17 protein-coding genes are annotated in these 17,096 nt (G+C 70.0%); 12 read left to right on the top strand and 5 right to left on the bottom strand.

Translation table 11 applies throughout. The annotated features are described in order from the left end of the window. Positions 1 to 160: 160 nt before the first annotated feature. Positions 161 to 424 (bottom strand): mycoredoxin, encoded by a 264-nt coding sequence (locus OHO83_RS18115; protein ID WP_266673906.1) that lies wholly within the window; start codon positions 422 to 424, stop codon positions 161 to 163. A 242-nt stretch (positions 425 to 666) separates the two neighbouring features. Here OHO83_RS18115 and OHO83_RS18110 point away from each other — a divergent pair, with 242 nt between their 5' ends. The 4 genes from OHO83_RS18110 (at position 667) to OHO83_RS18095 (ending at position 4,233) form a co-directional block, all read left to right on the top strand. Next, positions 667 to 2,886, top strand: coding sequence for an ATP-dependent DNA helicase UvrD2 (locus OHO83_RS18110; protein ID WP_266673908.1), 2,220 nt, complete (start codon positions 667 to 669; stop codon positions 2,884 to 2,886). Positions 2,887 to 3,049: 163 nt separating this feature from the next. Next, positions 3,050 to 3,373: a hypothetical protein gene (locus tag OHO83_RS18105; protein WP_100596669.1), complete on the top strand. Its 324-nt coding sequence runs from the start codon at positions 3,050 to 3,052 to the stop codon at positions 3,371 to 3,373. Positions 3,374 to 3,544: 171 nt separating this feature from the next. After that, entirely contained in the window at positions 3,545 to 3,913 is a 369-nt protein-coding gene (locus OHO83_RS18100) for a WhiB family transcriptional regulator (protein ID WP_227297115.1), read from the top strand. After that, positions 3,910 to 4,233, top strand: a complete 324-nt coding sequence (locus OHO83_RS18095) for a hypothetical protein (protein WP_116510236.1) — start codon at positions 3,910 to 3,912, stop codon at positions 4,231 to 4,233. Before OHO83_RS18100 ends, OHO83_RS18095 begins: the two co-directional genes overlap by 4 nt. Before the next feature lie 367 nt (positions 4,234 to 4,600). Here OHO83_RS18095 and OHO83_RS18090 read toward each other — a convergent pair whose 3' ends face one another. Continuing rightward, positions 4,601 to 6,157, bottom strand: a complete 1,557-nt coding sequence (locus tag OHO83_RS18090; protein ID WP_266673912.1) for an ABC1 kinase family protein — start codon at positions 6,155 to 6,157, stop codon at positions 4,601 to 4,603. A 41-nt stretch (positions 6,158 to 6,198) separates the two neighbouring features. Beyond that, the gene (locus tag OHO83_RS18085) at positions 6,199 to 7,431 is read right to left on the bottom strand and encodes a ThiF family adenylyltransferase (protein WP_266673914.1); all 1,233 of its coding nucleotides are present in this window, start codon (positions 7,429 to 7,431) and stop codon (positions 6,199 to 6,201) included. Positions 7,432 to 7,697: 266 nt separating this feature from the next. Here OHO83_RS18085 and OHO83_RS18080 point away from each other — a divergent pair, with 266 nt between their 5' ends. From OHO83_RS18080 to OHO83_RS18065, 4 genes are all read left to right on the top strand, one after another. Then, complete coding sequence (locus OHO83_RS18080) at positions 7,698 to 8,294, top strand: M48 metallopeptidase family protein (RefSeq protein WP_116510229.1); 597 nt, start codon at positions 7,698 to 7,700, stop codon at positions 8,292 to 8,294. A gap of 186 nt (positions 8,295 to 8,480) precedes the next feature. Beyond that, entirely contained in the window at positions 8,481 to 10,163 is a 1,683-nt protein-coding gene (locus tag OHO83_RS18075; protein ID WP_266673916.1) for a TerD family protein, read from the top strand. A gap of 11 nt (positions 10,164 to 10,174) precedes the next feature. Continuing rightward, positions 10,175 to 10,855: an AIM24 family protein gene (locus tag OHO83_RS18070; RefSeq protein WP_266673918.1), complete on the top strand. Its 681-nt coding sequence runs from the start codon at positions 10,175 to 10,177 to the stop codon at positions 10,853 to 10,855. Positions 10,856 to 10,871: 16 nt separating this feature from the next. Continuing rightward, positions 10,872 to 11,627, top strand: coding sequence for an AIM24 family protein (locus OHO83_RS18065; RefSeq protein ID WP_266673920.1), 756 nt, complete (start codon positions 10,872 to 10,874; stop codon positions 11,625 to 11,627). Between the two features lie 71 nt (positions 11,628 to 11,698). Here OHO83_RS18065 and OHO83_RS18060 read toward each other — a convergent pair whose 3' ends face one another. Continuing rightward, positions 11,699 to 12,223, bottom strand: a complete 525-nt coding sequence (locus OHO83_RS18060; protein ID WP_227297121.1) for an NUDIX hydrolase — start codon at positions 12,221 to 12,223, stop codon at positions 11,699 to 11,701. After that, positions 12,220 to 13,683 carry a zinc-dependent metalloprotease gene (locus OHO83_RS18055; RefSeq protein WP_266673922.1) on the bottom strand — a complete coding sequence of 488 codons (1,464 nt, stop codon included), beginning with the start codon at positions 13,681 to 13,683 and terminating at the stop codon, positions 12,220 to 12,222. Before OHO83_RS18055 ends, OHO83_RS18060 begins: the two co-directional genes overlap by 4 nt. 190 nt (positions 13,684 to 13,873) lie before the next feature. Here OHO83_RS18055 and OHO83_RS18050 point away from each other — a divergent pair, with 190 nt between their 5' ends. From OHO83_RS18050 to OHO83_RS18035, 4 genes are all read left to right on the top strand, one after another. Then, positions 13,874 to 14,986, top strand: coding sequence for an SDR family oxidoreductase (locus OHO83_RS18050; RefSeq protein ID WP_266673924.1), 1,113 nt, complete (start codon positions 13,874 to 13,876; stop codon positions 14,984 to 14,986). Between the two features lie 120 nt (positions 14,987 to 15,106). Continuing rightward, the gene (locus OHO83_RS18045) at positions 15,107 to 15,571 is read left to right on the top strand and encodes a molybdenum cofactor biosynthesis protein MoaE (RefSeq protein WP_266673926.1); all 465 of its coding nucleotides are present in this window, start codon (positions 15,107 to 15,109) and stop codon (positions 15,569 to 15,571) included. A 146-nt stretch (positions 15,572 to 15,717) separates the two neighbouring features. After that, complete coding sequence (locus tag OHO83_RS18040; protein ID WP_266673928.1) at positions 15,718 to 15,954, top strand: hypothetical protein; 237 nt, start codon at positions 15,718 to 15,720, stop codon at positions 15,952 to 15,954. 25 nt (positions 15,955 to 15,979) lie between these two features. Further along, on the top strand, positions 15,980 to 17,068 hold the full coding sequence (locus OHO83_RS18035) for a YlbL family protein (protein WP_266673930.1): 1,089 nt from the start codon (positions 15,980 to 15,982) through the stop codon (positions 17,066 to 17,068). Positions 17,069 to 17,096: the final 28 nt, after the last annotated feature.

Genomic DNA, 17,096 nt, shown 5'->3' with positions numbered 1-17,096 from the left:
CCTCGGTCAGGTCGGGCAGGGCATCCGCTGAGACGGGCGGATGACCGAGCTGAACGGGACTGAGCCCCAAGAGCTCGAACGCGTCAACGCGAAGTGACCAGGAATCCAGGAACGCAGAAGACCCCCGCCGAAGCGGGGGCCGGTCTGTATGAAGAAGCGATCAGGCGGCGCCGGTCAGCGCCTGCTTGACCTGCGCAAGGCTCGGGTTCGTCATGACGACCTCAGCCCCACCGTTCGCCGGAACGATCTGAACAGTCGGAACCGTCTGGTTTCCGCCGTTCGCCTTCTCGACGAACGCCGCCGAATCCGGGTCGTGCTCGATGTTGACCTCGTTGTACTCGATGCCCTCGCGGTCCATCTGGCCCTTCAGCCGACGGCAGTAGCCGCACCACGTCGTGCTGTACATCGTCACAGTCCCCGGCATGTTCCTCATGCTCCTTCACGGCTCGGAATGCTTGTTCGCAATGAGTCGAACGCAAGCGACCCGGCCACCATTCCCGACCCCGGCCGAGCCTCCGCCACCGCCCACGCATGCGCCCCGTCCACCGCCCACACATGACGCCCATCACACCCGCAGACGTGACACGCACCGCATTAATACGACTGCACCCGCCCCCTGTGGACAACGCGACGCACCCGCCCCCACCAACCTGGCAGCATGGCGGGGTGACAGCAGCAACGCACTCCACCCTCTTCCCGCAGGTTCCGGACACGGCCGACGCGGTGCTCGACGGGCTCGACCCCGAACAGCGCGCCGTCGCCACCGCCCTGCACGGACCGGTGTGCGTCCTCGCCGGCGCGGGCACAGGCAAGACCCGCGCCATCACCCACCGCATCGCCTACGGCGTCCGCTCCGGCATCCTCCAGCCCAACAGCATCCTCGCCGTCACCTTCACCAACCGCGCAGCAGGCGAAATGCGCGGCCGCCTCCGCCACCTCGGCGCCGGCGGAGTCCAGGCCCGCACCTTCCACGCCGCGGCCCTGCGCCAGCTCCAGTTCTTCTGGCCCAAAGCAGTCGGCGGCGAACTGCCCCGCATCGTCGACCGCAAGATCCAACTCGTCGCCGACGCGGCCGCCGCCTGCCGCATCCGCCTCGAGCGCGGCGAGCTCCGCGACGTCACGGCCGAAATCGAGTGGTCCAAAGTCACCCAGACCGTCCCCGCCGACTACGCAGCAGCAGCCGCCAAAACCGGACGCCTCACCCCCCGCAACAACGCCGAGACCGCCCAGATCTACGCCACCTACGAAACGCTCAAGCGCGACCGCGGCCTCATCGACTTCGAAGACGTCCTCCTGCTCACCGTCGGCATCCTCCAGGACCGCCACGACATCGCCGAACAGGTCCGCTCCCAGTACCAGCACTTCGTGGTCGACGAATACCAGGACGTCAGCCCCCTCCAGCAGCGACTCCTCGAACTCTGGCTCGGCGACCGCGACAACCTCTGCGTCGTCGGCGACGCCAGCCAGACCATCTACTCCTTCACCGGAGCCACCCCCGACCACCTCCTCAACTTCCGCACCCGCCACCCCAACGCCACCGTCGTCAAACTCGTCCGCGACTACCGCTCGACCCCCCAGGTCGTCCACCTCGCCAACACCCTCCTCTCCCACGCCCGAGGCCGCGCCGCCGAACACCGCCTCGAACTCATCTCCCAAAGGGACCGAGGACCAGAACCCGCCTACACGGACTACGCCGACGAACCCACCGAAGCCGAAGGCACCGCCCACCGCATCCGCGCCCTCATCGACAACGGCGTCTCCGCCGGCGAAATCGCCATCCTGTTCCGCACCAACGGACAGTCCGAGATCTACGAGCAAGCCCTCGCCGACGCCGGCATCCCCTACCAGCTCCGCGGAGCAGAACGCTTCTTCGAACGCGCGGAAGTACGCAAAGCCGGCCACGCCCTCCGCAGCGCCGCCCGCTTCGGAAACAACGACTCCCTCCTCGACGACGCCGTCGACCTGCCCTCCCAGGTCCGCGCCGTCCTCTCCGGCGAAGGCTGGACCAGCCAACCCCCGGACGGCTCCGGAGCCGTCCGTGAACGCTGGGAATCCCTCGCCGCCCTCGTACGCCTCGCCGAGGACTTCGCCAGCGCCAAACCCACCGCCACCCTCACCGACCTCGTCACCGAACTCGACGAACGCGCCGCCGCCCAGCACGCACCCACCGTCGAAGGCGTCACCCTCGCCTCCCTGCACGCCGCCAAAGGCCTCGAATGGGACGCCGTCTTCCTCGTCGGTCTCGCCGAAGGCATGATGCCGATCACGTACGCCAAGACCGATGAACAGATCGAGGAAGAACGCCGCCTCCTCTACGTCGGCGTCACCCGGGCCCGCCACCACCTCAACCTGTCCTGGGCCCTCTCCCGCTCACCCGGCGGCCGCCCCAACCGCCGCCCCAGCCGCTTCCTGGACGGCATCCGGCCAGGCACCTCAGGAGCCACGGCCCGCAACACGAGCACCGGACAAGGCGGCATCGAACACGGCACGCCGACGACGCCCCGCACCACCACCGGACCCGTCCGACGCCGCACCGCCCGAACCGTCGCCCGCTGCCACGTCTGCGGACGCACCCTCACCGACGCCGGCGAGATGAAACTCATGCGCTGCGAGGACTGCCCCTCCGACATGGACGAGGGCCTCTACGAGCGACTCCGCGACTGGCGCGCCGACCAGGCACAACAGCTCGGACAGCCCGCCTTCTGCGTCTTCACCGACAAGACCCTCGTCGCCATCGCCGAAGCCATGCCCGAAGACGCGGCCCAACTCGCCCGCATCCCCGGCGTCGGCATGCGCAAGCTCAACCGGTTCGGCACCGACGTGCTCACCATCTGCGGAGGTGGGGCCCCAGATGCGGGCGTTGGAGGAGTCGACGAGGACGACTGATGCAAACTCGTCGAAAAAATAGTTTGCGCATGCCCCAGCAATCCCCATAGGTTCTTAAGCACGGGAACAGCGCCTCTTCTCCGAGGCACTGGTTCCGTGCTGTACTAAAGCCGTCGGACCGGTTCACGCCGGTCCCAGAGACGCCGAGAGGAGGCGAATTCCAGTGATCAGCATCAACGCCAGCTTCATCAGCACCGCCAAAATGACCGATCGCTCGGTCGTCGCTTCCTGCCTGCTCGGTTTCTCGAACCTGGGCACCGGTGCGTCCGGCATTCCCGCCGCCCGTCCGGAGTCCTTCCTGTCTCTCGCCGACCTTCCCGTCCGCGAGAGCAATGAGCGACCGACCAAGGCACCGGAAGCAGTAGCAACGGCACAGGCCCAGGCCTATGCCTTTGCGGCGGCCGGTGCCGGATCCCGGAAGCAGACGACGCACCACCACACGATGTGGGCCTTCCGTGGGCTCGAACCCTGGAGTGATCCAGCCTGATCTTCGATCAGGCCGGCGCCTTCAGGGCCGCGGAACCCCACCCGGGATCCGCGGCCCTTCTGTTTTGCCCGCACGGGACAACAGAACGAAGGGGCCTCGGGACAAGAAAAGACCCGGTACCACCGCCACCCGGCCCACAGGCCGGAACGACCAGACGAGGAAGACAACACCGTGCAACTCGAAGCGCACGCCCCGTCAGTACCGCCTTCAGACACTCTCCCCCCGCCCGGTCTCACGGAGGACTCCACCTTGAACCCCCTGACTACGCTCACCGCGCTCGACGACGCCATCGAGAACCTCGGCGTACCCGTCCCCTGCCGTGCCTACGACCCCGAGGTCTTCTTCGCGGAGTCGCCGGCGGACGTCGAGTACGCCAAGTCCCTCTGCCGCACCTGCCCGCTCGTCGAGGCCTGCCTCGCCGGCGCCAAGGAGCGGCGTGAGCCCTGGGGCGTCTGGGGCGGCGAGCTGTTCGTCCAGGGCGTCGTCGTAGCCCGGAAGCGGCCGCGTGGCCGCCCGCGCAAGAACCCGGTCGCGGCATGAACGCACGAGGAACGATCGACCGCCCCCTGACGCACGACCCCCAGAAGCAGGCCCCGATGAAGCCGTCCACCAGCGAGCCCACCGGCTCTGCGACCCCAGACTTCACCACCACCGACGCGAACGACTCGCGCCAGAACAGGACCCGAGAGATGCAACTCATCCCAGAAGCGCTGGCTCGTGCGCATATGCACGAGCAGCTGCGCTCCGCCGAGGCCGAACGCCGCGCACTGCGCCTGGCAACGGCCCGCCGGATGCAGCGCCGCGCCGAGCGCGCATCACTGCGCGCCCGCCGCGCGCTCGCCATGGCGGTCATGCAGTGACCCACCCCGCGGGGGCCGATCCACAACGGACCGGCCCCCGCGGTGCGTTGCCCCACACCCTCGGAAGACGGAGATATCGTCACCATGTGACGTCTCATCCTGACGGCGGCTCAGCGCAGCGACCCGAGCCCGAACCCGGCACCATCGTGTGCGCCCTCTGTGGCACCACCGCCCAGGGCACCCCGCCGACCTGGACCTACTCAGTGGAGAACGGGACCGGTCGGCACTACTGCGACCGCTGCGCCCGGGAGAACCTGCCGGCTATTGAGGGGCGGCTCGATTCGGAGTGGTGGTGAGCTTCGGGAGGGCAGTCCTGGGGGGCTTCCCTCCCCCCCCCGCCCCCTCCCCACCCACCCCCAATTTTTGATCACGCCTCAGCAGCCGAGGCGCCCTCGATCGTCCCCGCACCCTCGGTCGGCCCCGCGCTCGCGACTGCTTCCGCGGTGATGTCTTCAACCGTGCCGACGGCCGTGCCGACCGCCCTGCCCTCGGCCGTGCCGACGGCCGTGTCCTCGGTCGCGTCGTCGGTTGTCCTGCCGGCCGTGCCCTCGATCGTGCCGTGAGCCACGGCGCCTGCCGTCTCGTCGTCCGGCTCCTCGTCGGCCGCCAGGAAGCCCGGTAGCCACCTCTCCAGTTCGTCCCGTAGCCGTACCGTCGCGCCGAGTTGGCACAGGACTCCGATGGTGCTGAGGGTCACGCGATGTATCAGGAGGTAGGAGGGCGGCAGGTTCAGCTGCTTGCCGAGCTGGTGGGCGGGGGAGCGGAGGTCGGCGATGCGTGCGGCCTGGCTGCGCATCCAGCCGCGGGTGAAGGTGAACTCGTCGACCAGGGCCGGCTCGATGATCGGCAGCAGGTACGCGAGCACCGCGTCGGGGTCGAGGTCGATCGTCTCCTTGACGAAGCCCTCGGTGCGCAGCAGTTCGTAGACCGCTTCCGCGTTGCCCGCCAGGGTCATACGCAGTGAGGTGCCGATGGTCTCGGGGAGGCCGCCGGGGAGCCGGTCCACGGTGCCGAAGTCGAGCACTCCCAGTCGCCAGCCGTCCTTCTCGTCGGGCAGCAGCCGGAAGTTTCCCGGGTGCGGATCGGCGTGGAGCAGGCTGGTGCGGGCCGGGCCCGAGAACAGGAAGCGGGCGAGGAGCTGTCCTGCCCGGTCCCGTTGCTCGTCGGTGCCGTCGATGATCACCTCGGAGAGCGGTGTTCCGTCTATCCATTCGGTGATGAGGACCTGGTCGCACTGGTGCACCACGTCGGGTACGTGCACATCGGGATCGTCGGCGAACTCTTCCGCGCAGGCCCGTTGGGCCTGTGCCTCCAGCCCGTAGTCGAGTTCTTCGGACACCCGGTCGCGTAGTTCCGTGATGAGCGGCTTGATGTCCATGCCGGGGATCAGGGGGCCGAGGAGGCGGGCGAAGCGGCCGAGTTGGTTCAGGTCGGACAGCAGGGCCTCGCCGGCTCCTGGGTACTGCACCTTGACGGCGACCTCGCGGCCGTCGTGCCAGATGGCGCGGTGGACCTGCCCTATCGATGCGGCTGCCGCGGGCTTGTCCTCGAACTCCTGGAAGTTCTCCAGCCAGTCGTCGCCGAGCCGTTCCGCGAGGACGGCGTGGACCGTCTTGGTGGGCATCGGGGGCGCGGCTTCCTGGAGTTTGGTCAGCGCGGCGCGGTACGGGCCCGCGACCTCCTCGGGGAGGGCGGATTCGAAGACGGACATGGCCTGCCCGAACTTCATGGCGCCGCCCTTGAGCTCTCCGAGAACCTTGAAGAGCTGGTCCGCCGTGCGCTGTTGCAGTTCCCGCCCGACGATCTCGGCCGACTTCCCGCCGATCCGTTTGCCTAGGCCCCAGGTCGCGCGCCCGGCGAAGCCGAGTGGCAGCGCGGCCAGTTTGGCAGTACGGGTTACCGCCTTCCGGGGAAGATCAGACATGCGCCCCTCCAAGTCCCAGCCTGCCGTGCCGCCAGTGGCGGTTACCCGGCCATTGTGTCGTGCTGCTCTCCGCCCCCGGAGGTCTGCTCCCCCTTACTTCTCCCACCTGCTCCGCATGAGCAGTCCGGATGCGCCCATACCGGGCGGGCGTGCCAGTCGAGTCCGGGAGCCGACGCCTCCCAGCGCGCGCCGGTGCTGGACGGCAGTTCGCCGTCGAGGAAGGCCAGTGCGTGTGCTGCCGTGAGTCCGGCAACGGCCGTGGCGAGCGCCAGGTCGCATGCGGGTACCTGGAGTTGACGTCCGGAACGCCATTGGGCGAGCAGCCGGGGCCAGGTCGGGTCGCGGTCCGTGCGGTCCAGCGAGAGGCAGCCGGCGCAGGCGGTGCCGCCGGGCAGTACCAAGGGGCCCACGACTCCGGTGGCTTCGACCACTCCGGCGTAGAGGTGGGGTGTGCCCGAGGCGATGAGTTCTTCGGCGGCCACAGGGTCGGGGGTGTGGGCGGACAGGCCGTCGCGCGGGGCGATGATCACGAGGGAGAGGGCCGGTTCCTCGGCCGGGGGCAGGGCTTGGCTCTCTGAGGGGGATGAGGGGAGGGCTTGGGACGGGGGTGGGCCGGAGCGGCGGTCGGGGCGGGGTGGGCGGTCGGGGGCGGCCTTGCGTACGGCTCGGTACGCGGCCGTGTCACGGCGTTCTCCGACGGACTCGACGGGGAGTCCGCCCGGGGCGACGTCCCACGGTTCGACGCAGCCCCCGTCGCGCACGTCGACGTGGCCGACGCCGGCGGCGGACAGGACGGACGCGATGACGGTCCCGACACGGCCGGTTCCCCGGACCTGGATCCGCATGCTGCGGCGGGCCGCCAACTTCTTTGCTCCTGCGGCTGGTTCGGGGGACAGGACGGTGAGGGCCGCGAGGTCGGGGCGGAGTCGGTCGAGGACTCCTTGGCGCTTGCGGAGCGCGTCGAATGCCGGGCCGCCGCCGGTGGCGTCGTCGAGCAGCCCGGCCCTGGTCAGCCGATGGAGCAGGGCGTCGACATGGCCGTCGGGGAGTCCCAGCCGGCGGCCTTCGTCGCGTAGAAGAGCCACGCCGCGGGTTCCGTCGAGGAGGGTGAGGAAGGTGCCGGTCGCGGTGTCGACCGGGCCGAGTACGACGGCGTGAGCGGGTGCCACGCCGAACTGGACGGTGTTGAGGTCGCGCCAGCCGCGTCGCAGCGCCGGTTTCAGGATCGGATGCGTGGCTGTCCGATGCGTGGCTGTCGGTGGTGTAGTGCCCATCTGTTCCCCCGTGATGCGCCTGTGTTCTCGCTCTGGTGGTCAAGTCGAGGTTGGTGAACCTTGCGGAGTTGGTGACGTGAGTGGGGTCCGGAATTCGGGTGGTGTGCCGGTCGATTGCCAGGATGCACGGCGGGGGGGAATCCGTGTGAAAAGTTATCCACAGGGGGTGGGTGTTAGTCGTATAAATCGCGCGGGAGGGGCGCGGGGCCGCACCGAAGACTCCCGGAGGCGGGACTTCCCCTATGCGTAGCGGGTAACGTCGGGGCGTGCCCGCCGACCCACTGCACCGTGCCACGAACACGCAGCGCAGCACGACCAGCCCGCCGCCGAGCGGCCCGAGGGCGAGCGCGGTGGAGGTCCGCAGGAGCGCCCGGCGACGCCGGACGGTCTCCGCGTATCGCGAGGGTGACCGGACCGTCGTCCTCATTCCGGCCCGTATGTCGGAGGCCGAGGAGAAGCGCTGGGTCAACGTCATGCTCGACAAGCTGGCCGCGCAGGAGAGCAAGCGGGTCCTGGGGGACGCGGAGCTCGCCGAGCGGGCGGAGCGGCTGTCCGAGCAGTGCTTCGAAGGCCGGGCCCGTCCCACGTCCGTGCGCTGGGTGACGAATCAGAACACGCGTTGGGGGTCGTGCACGCCGTCCGAGGGCAGCATCCGGCTGTCGCACCGGCTGCAGGGAATGCCGGAGTACGTCGTCGACTACGTACTCGTACACGAGTTGGCGCATCTGCTGGTGCCGGGGCACGGGCCGCGGTTCTGGCGTCTCCTTGAGGCGTATCCGCGCACGGAGCGGGCGCGGGGCTATCTCGAGGGTGTCGTCGCGGCCGACCGTCTGCCGCACCTGCCGGCCGCCCGCGAAGAGTGACTGCGGAGGAATGACCGCACAGGAGTGAACGTCCGGGCCCGGCCTGACCGTCCGTCGCCCCTTCGCTGATTCCGCCCGCCAGGTGCCCGTTGTGTACCAGGGCTGTACCGGCTGCCGCCGCTGTCGGCGTGAGCGGTTAGCCTGACGCGACGTATTCACCTTCGGGATGGGGGACGGTCGTTACGTATGGCCAGGGAATTCCAACGCGGCCACAAGGCCAGGATCAGTGACCTCACCGCGGGCACCGATCTGTACGTAGGCGTGCAGATCACGGGGCCCGGGCTGACCTTCGACATCAGCTGCTTCGGTCTTGACGCCGACGAACGGCTCTCGGACGACCGGTATTTCGTCTTCTTCAACCAGCCGAAGTCGCCCGAGGAGTCGATTCAGCTTCTCGGTGCGCAGGCCGGCGACAGCGAGTCCTTCCGCGTCACCCTCGACCGGATCCCGGCGAACATCCAGAAGCTCTCGTTCACCGCGACGATCGACGGTGCGGGACAGATGTCGCAGATCGCCCCCGGATACGTACGGATCGTCGCGGGTGGCGAAGAGGTCGCCCGCTATTCGTTCAACGGCACGGAGTTCTCGACCGAACGTGCCGTGATGCTGGGCGACTTCTATCTGAAGGACGTCTGGCGGTTCGCGGCCGTCGGGCAGGGCTTCGACGGTGGACTCGACGCGCTGCTGAAGAACTTCGGCGGTGAGGTCGCCGAGGAGGAGCCCGCCGCCGCGCCGCCGCAGCAGTCCGGTGCGCCGTCGTTCGCGCCGCCCGCGCAGGCCGCGGCGCCACCCGCGTTCGGCGCGCCCGCGACGCCCGCGCCCGCGCAGCAGGGATACGCGCCGCCGCAGGGAGCCACGCCGCCGCCCGCGCCCGCCCCGGCCCCGCCGCCGGTGCACGCCGCGCCGACGATCATCGCGCCGCTGGCCACACCGCCCGGCACCATGCAGCCGCCGGCCGCGCCCACCCCGCACGCGCCGCCCATCGGACAGGTGCCCGGTCAGACCGCGCCCCCGCCGCCGGGCTACGGTCAGCCGACCGCGCCTCCCGGCTACGGGCAGCAGCCCCAGGCGCCGACCCCGCCGCCGGGCTACGGTCAGCCGACCGCGCCTCCCGGCTACGGGCAGCAGCCGCCCGGTCAGTTCCCCGGCCAGCAGGGCGCTCCGTCGCCGTACGGGGCACCTCAGGGTGTGCCGCAGGGCGGAGGTGCTCCCGGTGTCGCCGCCGCGCTCTCGGCGTTCCGCGAGGCGCCCACCGGTCAGCGGTGGACCCTGCAGAACAAGAAGCTGATCCGCGTCGACCTCGGCGCCAGCGACCAGCCGGTGCTCGCCCGTCAGGGCAGCATGGTGCTCTATCAGGGCAAGGTCGAGTTCAGTTACAAGGGCGCGGGCTTCGCCGGCCGGATCGTGGGCAACGCGACCGGCCAGGAGATGCAGCTGATGCGCTGCACCGGCCGCGGCCAGGTCTTCCTCGCGGAAGAGGCCACACATCTGCACCCCATCGAGCTCCAGGGCGACGCGATCTGCGTATCAGCGGAGAGCGTGCTGGCGTTCGACGAGAGCCTCCAGCACGAGGTGCGCCGGATCGAGGGGCACGGCATTCCCGGCGGCGCCCTGTTCGTCATGCAGTTCCAGGGCACGGGCACGGTCGTCGTCAAGACGCACGGCACGCCCGTCGTGCTGCCCGTGACACCGACGACGTTCGCCGACTGCAACGCGGTCGTCGCCTGGTCGGCCGCCGCGCAGGCGATCGTGTCCAGCCAGGTGCGCATGCGCTACAACGCCTACCCGGGACACAGCGGGGAGAGCGTGAACCTCCAGTTCCGGGGTGCGCCAGGGAACTTCATCGTCGTCCAGCCGTTCGAGGTCTGAGGGAGCCCGTCATGAACCAGCCGCTCGCGGGCTACGCCCCGACCCCGGTAGCCGCCCGCATGGAGAACCACGGCGCCAACATGCTCAAGGTCGCCATGCAGACCGGCAACGACCTCCTCGCGCGCGTGGGCTCGATGGTCGCCTACGAAGGGTTCGTCCAGTACGAGCCCAACCCGCCCGCCGTCCGCCAGATCGCCCGCGACTGGATCACCGGCGAGGGCGCGCCCCTGATGAAGGCCACCGGAGACGGCATCCTGTACCTCGCCGACTACGGAGCCGAGATCGTCGTCATCAACCTCGGCGGCGACTCGATCTCGGTGAACGGCACGAATCTGCTCGCCTTCGACGCGCACCTCCAGTGGGGCGTCGAGCGCGTCAAGGGCCTCGCCAAGTTCGCCGGCCAGGGCCTGTGGAACATCAAGATCTCCGGGCAGGGCTATGTCGCCCTCACGTCCCGGGGCACCCCCATCGTCGTCGATTGCGGCCGCGGCGAGGACGAGACGTACGTCGACCCGGACGCGCTGATCGCCTGGTCCCCGAACCTCAAGGTGAAGGGCAAGCGCAGCTTCAAGGCCGGCTCGCTCATCGGGCGCGGCAGCGGCGAGGCCTACCAGATGGGCTTCTCCGGGGAAGGCATCGTCGTCGTACAGCCCAGTGAGGACAGCACCGACCGCCTCCGAGTCCGGGGCTGAGGGGGAACGGAACACCATGCAGAGCCCGCTTTTCGCGCACTCCGCGCAGCAGACCCAGGAGCGTTACGCCGTCCAGAACCCGCAGATGCTGCAGGTCACCCTGGAAGGCCACGACGACATCCTCGCCCGCAAGGGCGCCATGGTCGCCTATCAGGGGCTTGTCGAGTTCGACGGCGAGATCCAGACCTCCGGTCAGCGGCGCGCCCGCGCCAGCACCGGTGAGGGCCTGGACCTGATGCGCTGCCACGGGCAGGGCACCGTCTATCTCGCCAATCTCGCCCAGTACATCCATGTGGTGGAGGTCGAGCAGGACGGTCTGACCGTGGACAGCAGTTACGTCCTCGCGCTCGACTCCTCGCTCAGCTACCAGGTCGTCGCCGTCGACAGCCAGTACGGCATCTCCGGCTCCGGCAAGTACCAGCTCAACATCACCGGGCGCGGCAAGGTCGCCCTGATGACGTCGGGGCAGCCGCTGATGCTCCAGGTCACCCCGGACCGCTACGTCAACGCCGACGCGGACGCGATCGTCGCCTGGTCCAACGGCCTGCGCGTGCAGATGCAGGCCCAGACGCACTCCTCCGGAGTGTGGCGGCGCCGCGGCAACACGGGGGAGGGCTGGGAGCTCAGCTTCATGGGCCAGGGGTACGCCCTCGTGCAGCCCAGCGAGCTGCTGCCCCCGCAGAACGCGGTGATCGGCCAGGGCCTCGGCGCCCAGTACGGCATGGGCCAGCAGGGTGCCCGCGGCCAGAACCAGGGCAACGTCTGGAGCTGATCCCTGAAGAACAGCCATGAGGCATGTGTAAGGGGCGGCCACCGCGGTGGCCGCCCCTTACACATGCCCATTCACAATCGGGCGCGCGTCGCCTCCACCAGGCGCACGACGGACTCGTCCGCCACATCCGCGACCTGGTCGTACGGGAACCAGCGCAGATCGAGTGACTCGTCACTGATGGCGGCAACCGCGTCGGCGGGAGCGAGAGCCGCGTACTGCGTGTCGAGATGCCGCGTGCACGGTCCCGGGATGGGATGCCGGTCGAGCCGCACGGGGCCGCCCGGCAGGAGCGTGAGCCCAGGAATGCCGGACTCCTCGGTCGCCTCCCGCAGCGCGGCGTCGGCGAGCGTCAGGTCACCCGGCTCGCAGTGGCCGCCCATCTGCAGCCACATCTGGAGCTTCTTGTGCAGCGTCAGCAGCACCCGCCCGCGGGACGGGTCGACGACCAGCGCGCTCGCCGTCAGATGCCCGTCCGTGCAGGCCTTCCACATGCCGTCCTCGGGATGGGCCGAGAGGTGGTCCAGGTACGCCTGGCGCAGCTCCGGCTGGCCCTCGTAGGCCTTCAGTACGAGGACCGCGTCGTCGTGCAGCGTCACTTGCCCTCGTCGTCCTTGGAGTCGCCCTCGGGACCGTCCGCGGGACCGTCGCCCTTGGAGTCGTCCTCCTTGGAGAGGTTCGGCTTGTCCAGGCCGCCGCGCGCCGCCTCCCCGAGCATCTTGTCGATCTCGGAGAAGTCCAGCTGCTCGCGGTGCACGAAGCCGTCCGGGTCGTCGAGGTCCGAGGCCGTCGGCAGCATGTCCGGGTGCGCCCACAGGCCGTCGCGCCCGTCCACACCGCGCGCGTCCGTCAGCGAGGCCCACAGCCGCGAGGCGTCCCGCAGACGGCGCGGACGCAGCTCCAGGCCGATCAGCGTGGCGAACGTCTGCTCCGCGGGGCCACCGGTCGCCCGGCGGCGGCGCAGCGTCTCACGGAGCGCGTCGGCCGACGACAGGCGCGGCTTCGCGGCCGCGTGGACCACGGCGTCGACCCAGCCCTCGACGAGCGCGAGAGCGGTCTCCAGGCGGGCCAGGGCGGCCTTCTGCTCCGGAGTGTCCTCCGGCTGGAACATGCCCTGCTGAAGGGCCTCCTGCAGCTGCTCCGGGTTCTGCGGGTCGAGCTGGCCGACCGCGTCCTCCAGCTTCGCCGTGTCGACCTTGATGCCGCGCGCGTACCCCTCGACCGCGCCGAACAGGTGCGAACGCAGCCACGGCACGTGCGAGAAGAGCCGCTGGTGGGCGGCCTCGCGCAGCGCCAGGTAGAGCCGCACCTCCTCCTTGGGGATGCCGAGGTCCTTGCCGAACGCCTCGATGTTCCCCGGCAGGAGCGCCGCCTTGCCGGCCGGGCCGAGCGGCAGACCGATGTCGGTCGAGCCGACGACCTCGCCCGCGAGGACGCCCACGGCCTGCCCGATCTGCGAGCCGAACATGGCGCCGCCCATGGAGCGCATCATCCCGATGAGCGGGCCGGCCATGGCCTGCATCTCCTCGGGAAGGACGTCGCCCATGGCCAGGCCGACACGCTCGGCGACCGGGTCGACGAGTTCCTTCCACACCGGGAGGGTCGCCTCGACCCACTCGGCGCGGCTCCACGCCACCGCGGACCCGGCGCCCGACGGCAGCGACGTCGCGTCGTCGAGCCACAGGTCGGCGAGGCGCACGGCCTCCTCGACCTGCGAGCGCTCGGCGGGGCCGACACTCGCGTCCTTGGTGCCGTCTGCGGTGCCCTGGGAGACCGTCTGACGGGCGATGTCCTTGGCCATCTCCCAGTTCACCGGGCCGCCCTCGTACGAGAGCATCTGGCCGAGCTGCTGGAAGGCGGCTCCCAGGTCATTGGGGTTCAGGGAACCGAACATCGCGGCGAACGGGTTTTCCCCGCCGCCCGCGCCGGGCAGCCCTCCGAAACCGAAGGGGTTGGCAGGGCCCTGACCGCCACCGCCCTGCTGATCCTTCTTCTTGCCCTCGTCGCCGTCGTCCGGCTCCTCCGGCGGAAGGCCGAATCCGAATGGGGTGTCACTCACGGGATTCCTCGGCTGGTAAGGCCACCGGTTCTGTCCCGGCGGCGTTTGCCCGACTACACACCCAGCGTAGACACCGTGGCGCGATCGGGCCTCGGTGCTCCGCCGACTCATGGCCTGCGGCAGGATGGATGCCTCCTGGTACGTACGCGTCATACACGTACGTACTGAATACAACCGCTGGAGACGCCCGGTGAGTTCCCCAGATCCACAGGTTCGCGCAGCGCGAAACCCTTCGACCAGTTCCGGTGGGCGCGGCCCCGTCGTCGCGGTCACCGGTGCCGCCTCCGGCGTCGGCGCGCTCCTCACCGAGCGCCTCGCCGCATCCGACGAGATCAAGCAGGTCCTGGCCATCGACGAGCGGCGCGGCGAATGCGCGTCCGCGACCTGGCACATCCTGGACGTGCGTGACCCGGCGATCGCGGAGAAGCTGCGCGGCGCGGACGTCGTCGTGCATCTCGCGCTCGACCTCGACCTGGAGACCGACCCCGCCGCCCGTACGGCGTACAACGTGCGCGGCACCCAGACGGTGCTCACCGCCGCGGCCGCCGCCGGCGTGCACCGTGTCGTCCTGTGCACCTCGGCGATGGTCTACGGAGCGCTCGAGGACAACGAACTGCCGCTCTCCGAGGACGCCGAACTGCGGGCGACCGCGGAGGCCACCGGCGTCGGCGATCTCCTGGAGGTCGAGCGGCTCGCCCGCCGCGCGCCGCGCGCCCACCCGGGACTCAATGTGACCGTGGTCCGCCCCGCCACCCTCGTCGGCGGCACCGACACCGCCCTGACCAGGTACTTCGAGTCGCCGAGGCTCCTCGTCGTGGCGGGATCCCGGCCCGCCTGGCAGTTCTGCCACGTCGAGGACCTGTGCAGCGCCCTCGAGTACGCCGTCCTGGAGAAGGCCGAAGGGGAACTCGCCGTCGGCTGCGACGGCTGGCTGGAGCAGGAGGAGGTCGAGGAGCTCAGCGGGATCCGCCGCATGGAGCTGCCCTCGGCGGTCGCCCTGGGCGCCGCCGCCCGGCTTCACCGGATCGGGCTCACCCCGTCCCCCGCCGGCGACCTCGCGTACACGATGTACCCCTGGGTGGTCAGCGTGAGCCGGCTGCACGACGCGGGATGGCGCCCCCAGTGGACCAACGAGGAGGTCCTCGCCGAACTCCTCGAAGAGGTCGCCGGACGGCACACCGTCGCGGGCCGCCGCCTCGGACGCAAGGACGCGACCGCCGCCGGAGCGGCCGGAGCCACCGTGGCCCTGCTCGGTGCGGCCGCCGTCGTGCGCCGGGCCCGCAAGGCCAGGCGCAGGATCTGACGCCCCGCCCCGGCGGGCTGCCGGACCGGCGCTCCCTGTAGGAGGCTCCAACCCACTACGCGCGCGTGCCGGTGGAAAGCGCTATTCCGTGCCGGTGGCCGCGTACGGCACCATGACCTCATGGCACGCACCACGAACGACCACCCCGGAGAGCAGCCGGCGCAGGACCCCATCCGGCTCATCGCGATCCGCGACACGCCCTTGTCCGTGGACGAGGTGTTCCGGGCCGTCGGGGAGGACGCGGCGGGCGGAACGACGCTGTTCGTGGGGACGGTGCGCAATCACGACGGCGGCGCCGACGTCGACGCGCTCGGGTACTCGTGCCACCCCTCCGCCGAGGCCGAGATGCGGACCGTCGCCGAGAAGGTCGTCGCCCAGTACCCGGTGCGCGCGCTCGCGGCCGTCCACCGGGTGGGCGATCTGGCGGTCGGCGACATCGCGGTCGTCGTCGCCGTGTCCTGCCCGCACCGCGGCGAGGCCTTCGAGGCCTGCCGCAAGCTGATCGACGACCTCAAGCACGAGGTACCCATCTGGAAGCACCAGAAGTTCTCGGACGGCACCGAGGAGTGGGTCGGCGCCTGCTGACCTCCCGGACCCCGGCCACGATCCCCGCCTTCGCCCACACGGGCGGTTCCGGTTGCGTAACCGCACCCCGGCGGCGAGCGTTGACGCAGTGGATGGTTAATCTGCTGATCAGTCAGTTGTAATGGCTCACGGGTCGGAGGTCCGGCATGGCGGCGCTCTTGTGGCTGCTCATTCCGCTTGTCGCAGCGGTCGGCGCCGGTTTGTGGGGCAGTTGGGCCGCACGGAACCGCAAGACCGGCGACGTGACGGAACTCAACGGGTACGCCCGCTTCCGCGAGGCGATGGAACGCGCGCACACCGGGACGGAAACGGATCACCTCGCCCCGGCTGCCGACTCGCCGTCCGGAGTCGAGTCCCGGACGGACGCCCCAGCGGTGCACTGACAGACCGGTCCCGTACTGTCGTTCCATGCCACGCCGCACCGCGACGATGCTCGCCTCGACCCTGATGCTGATCGCGCTGCTCTGCGCGGGAGTGCTCATCAAAGTTCCGTACGCGGAGATGACCCCGGGACCGACGGTCAACACGCTCGGGGACCACGACGGCGAGCCGGTGCTCCAGATCTCCGGCCGCAAGACGTACCCGACGACCGGTCACCTCAACATGACGACGGTCCGGGTCACGAGCGCCGACTACAACATGAACCTCGTCTCGGCGGTCTACGGCTGGCTCGCGCACGACAGCATCGTCGTGCCGCACGCCACGCTCTACCCCGACGGCAAGACCGAGCAGCAGTCCTCGCAGGAGAACGCCGAGGAGTTCAGCCAGTCCCAGGAGAGCGCCAAGGTCGCCGCCCTGAACGAGCTGAAGATCCCCGTGAAGTCCTGGGTGATCGTCCAGTCGGTCATCAAGGGCAGCCCCTCCGAGGGACGGCTGCACGCCGGTGACGTGATCAAGGCCGTCGACGGCGTCAAGGTCGAGAAGCCGGCCGACGTCGCGAAGCTCGTCACCAAGCACAAGCCGGGCGAGGACGTCTCCTTCACGATCGTGCCCGTCAAGGACGCGGCCGCCGCCGAGAAGGAGGGCAAGGAGGCCACCCGCACGCGGAACGTCACGGTCACCACGGACAAGGCCAAGGACGGCCGTGCGATCGTCGGCATCCAGGCCGGCACCGATCACACGTTTCCGTTCGCCATCGACATCAAGCTCGCCGACGTCGGCGGCCCCAGCGCCGGACTGATGTTCGCACTCGGCATTGTCGACAAGCTGACGCCCGAGGACCTGACCGGCGGCAAGTTCGTGGCCGGTACGGGCACCATCGACGACGACGGCAAAGTCGGCCCGATCGGCGGCATCCAGATGAAGACCGTCGGCGCCCGCGGCAAGGGCGCGCGCTACTTCCTGACCCCGAAGGACAACTGCGCCGAGGCGGCCAAGGACGTCCCGGGCGGACTCACCCTCGTCAAGGTCAACACCATCGACGACGCGATGGACGCGCTCAAGGACATCCGTTCGGGCAACACCGCCGACCTGCCGAAGTGCACGGTCAAGGGGTGACACGAGGTTCATGAAAGGGGGCGCCGCA

Source organism: Streptomyces sp. NBC_00569 (assembly GCF_036345255.1).
Taxonomy (GTDB): domain Bacteria; phylum Actinomycetota; class Actinomycetes; order Streptomycetales; family Streptomycetaceae; genus Streptomyces.
This window is presented reverse-complemented; position numbering and strand designations above follow the sequence as displayed.